Origin of the sequence: Methanosarcina sp. A14, from assembly GCF_001729375.1 — an archaeon.
GTDB classification, from domain to species: domain Archaea; phylum Halobacteriota; class Methanosarcinia; order Methanosarcinales; family Methanosarcinaceae; genus Methanosarcina; species Methanosarcina barkeri.
This window is the reverse complement of record NZ_LZPK01000219.1, coordinates 1-2,453: the sequence shown is the minus strand read 5'-3', so window position 1 is coordinate 2,453 and position 2,453 is coordinate 1. Positions and strand designations below refer to the sequence as shown.

The following is a 2,453-nucleotide window of genomic DNA, read 5'->3' as shown; positions in this document are numbered from 1 at the left end:
CTGAGTCCAGTACGTTTACTTTTTCAACTCAGGTTTTCCATATAATACCCTTCTTGTGTAGAATTAAATACCCAGGCAGTTTACGCCCCATGATGAATTAAATAGCATGAGTCCTCTAAATTATTATGAGAATTTAATCATTATGGAGGAGTATGTTTGGAAGACAATGGTGGAGATGCTTTTAAGTATAAACTTGGTAAGTGGGTTCTAAGCATAGATGAATGCGCTTTTATGGATCTTATGGAGATTGGAAAGAACAAGTCTATGCGTCAATATCTAATCGAGTCAATTGATCATTGGGTAAACAGAGAAGAACCACTTATAACAGATGAATTTATTTCGGAAATGTGCGACTTTATTAAAAACGAAAATGAAATCCTTTACGACCGTTTGATGAAGAAATGTGCTCTAAAAGGAATAAGTGTAGGTGAAGGTATATTTGAATCCCTGAGTCTTTTAAACTGTGGAATGATAAGTGCGCAGGAGTGCAGACAGTATGAAGGTGACTTTTCTGATGTGTGATCTCTGTCTTATATTCTCACTCTCTTAAGTAAACTTAATTTTGTACTTCAAGCACATAAATCCTGAATATATTTCGCGGAAAAGAAAAGGTAATTTAGGTGCAGCAGTAAGATCTCGCAATGAAATTTCTCTGCTATTCACCTGTCTTTAGTTTTTCAGCAAATTTTCTTTTTGGATATTTTTGCAGTTTTTGCTGAAGAGTTTTTTTTACTTGAAATCTTTCAGGGCTTCGAAATCCAGTGTTGCAAAGTAATCCTCAATAGTCTCGGCTCTCCTGATCTGCACAACGCTTCCGTCTTTTCTGAGAAGGAGTTCGGCAGAACGGAGTTTTCCGTTGTAATTGAAACCCATAGAGTGGCCATGAGCACCTGTGTCGTGGATTGCAAGGATATCTCCTATTTCAATTTCTGGAAGAAGCCTGTCAATTGCGAATTTATCATTATTTTCGCAGAGGGAGCCGGTTACGTCATACTTATGGACAGGAGCCTCATTTTCCTTTCCGAGCACGGTTATATGGTGATAGGCTCCGTAAATACCCGGCCGCATCAGGTTGGCCATACAGGAGTCCATCCCGACATAGTCCTTGTAGGTGTGTTTGAGATGCCGAACCTGGGTAATCAGGTAACCATAGGGGCCTGTAATTACACGGCCGCATTCCAGGAAAACTTTGAGCGGATAAAGCCCGCTAGCTGTGATTGTGGCTTCGTAAGCTTCTTTGACACCTTTTGCCACGGCTTCGAAGGAAACAGGTTCTTCTTCAGGCCTGTAGGGGATGCCTATGCCTCCTCCGAGGTTCACAAATTCGAACTTTATGTTGAGTTCCTTTGAGATTTCAACTATAAGTTCGAAGAGAATTCTTGCGGTTTCCACAAAGTAATCAGCTTTTAGTTCATTCGAGGCCACCATTGTGTGCATTCCAAAACGCTTTACTCCTCTGTCCCTGAGTATGCGGTAGCCTTCAAAAAGCTGGTCTCTCGTAAAGCCGTACTTTGCCTCTTCCGGCTTTCCTATAATGGCATTTCCCTCTTTAAGAGGGCCAGGATTGTACCTGAAACAGACAATATCAGGAAGTCCGGCATACTTTTCAAGGTAGTCAATATGGCTTATGTCATCAAGATTTATGTATGCTCCAAGCTCTTTTGCCTTCAGGAACTCTTCAGCAGGAGTATCGTTTGAGCTAAACATTATGTTTTTTCCGGTAATTCCGGCTTTTTCAGCAAGAATTAACTCCGGCAAAGAACTGCAATCCGCACCAAAGCCTTCTTCTCTCAGAATTTTAAGAATATAGGGGTTTGGGAGGGCTTTTACAGCAAAAAACTCTTTAAAACCCGGAACCTCCCTGAAAGCTGCTTTCATTTTCTCCGCATTTTCCAGAATGGCTTTCTCATCGTAGATATGAAACGGGGTGGGATACTTTTTTATTATTTCCTGAATTTTCTCTTTGGTGAAGGGAAGGTCCTTTGAAACCATATTATTACCTTTTATCGATTTTTGTTTAATGGGGTTTTGTATCAATTTGAACTTTTACTCCTTTATTAGTCTTTCTACCCCGAGTTCCGTCACCCGAGTTCCGTCACCCGAGTCCCGTCTCGGGAGGATGGTGCCCTTTTCGCTCACTTCGTTCGCTCAAGAGGGCTGAACTAAGGCAAGAAAAGCTGTTTTCTAAATGCGCTCAGGAGGGATCATTTATTCAAATTTTGTTTTGGATTAGGCGGCGTTGTAGTTATGACTTTTTTAATAAAAGGCTTAACTGCAAACTTTTTTGAAAAAGAGTTGATTGAAAAATCCAGCAAAACTACGTGGTCAGCGTTATCACAACCATTTTCAAAAAACTGCTTGCCTGCAACCCTTTTGAAAAAAGGCTTGACCGAGAATTTTAGCAACGAAAGGATCAAACATCATAATGGTTGCAGCACAACCCTTTTGAAAAA

At 40.6% G+C, this 2,453-nt stretch carries 3 protein-coding genes; 2 read left to right on the top strand and 1 reads right to left on the bottom strand.

What is annotated here, in order from left to right:
- Positions 1-156 precede the first annotated feature (156 nt).
- Positions 157-522, top strand: a complete 366-nt coding sequence (locus tag A9239_RS10970; protein WP_048121668.1) for a hypothetical protein — start codon at positions 157-159, stop codon at positions 520-522.
- 207 nt (positions 523-729) lie between these two features.
- Here A9239_RS10970 and lysA read toward each other — a convergent pair whose 3' ends face one another.
- Entirely contained in the window at positions 730-1,992 is a 1,263-nt protein-coding gene (lysA, locus tag A9239_RS10965) for a diaminopimelate decarboxylase (RefSeq protein WP_048121670.1), read from the bottom strand.
- Positions 1,993-2,247: 255 nt separating this feature from the next.
- Between lysA and A9239_RS19920 the strand changes: the two genes are divergently transcribed.
- A partial coding sequence (locus A9239_RS19920) for a hypothetical protein (protein ID WP_218104598.1) occupies positions 2,248-2,453 on the top strand: 206 nt, incomplete at its 3' end.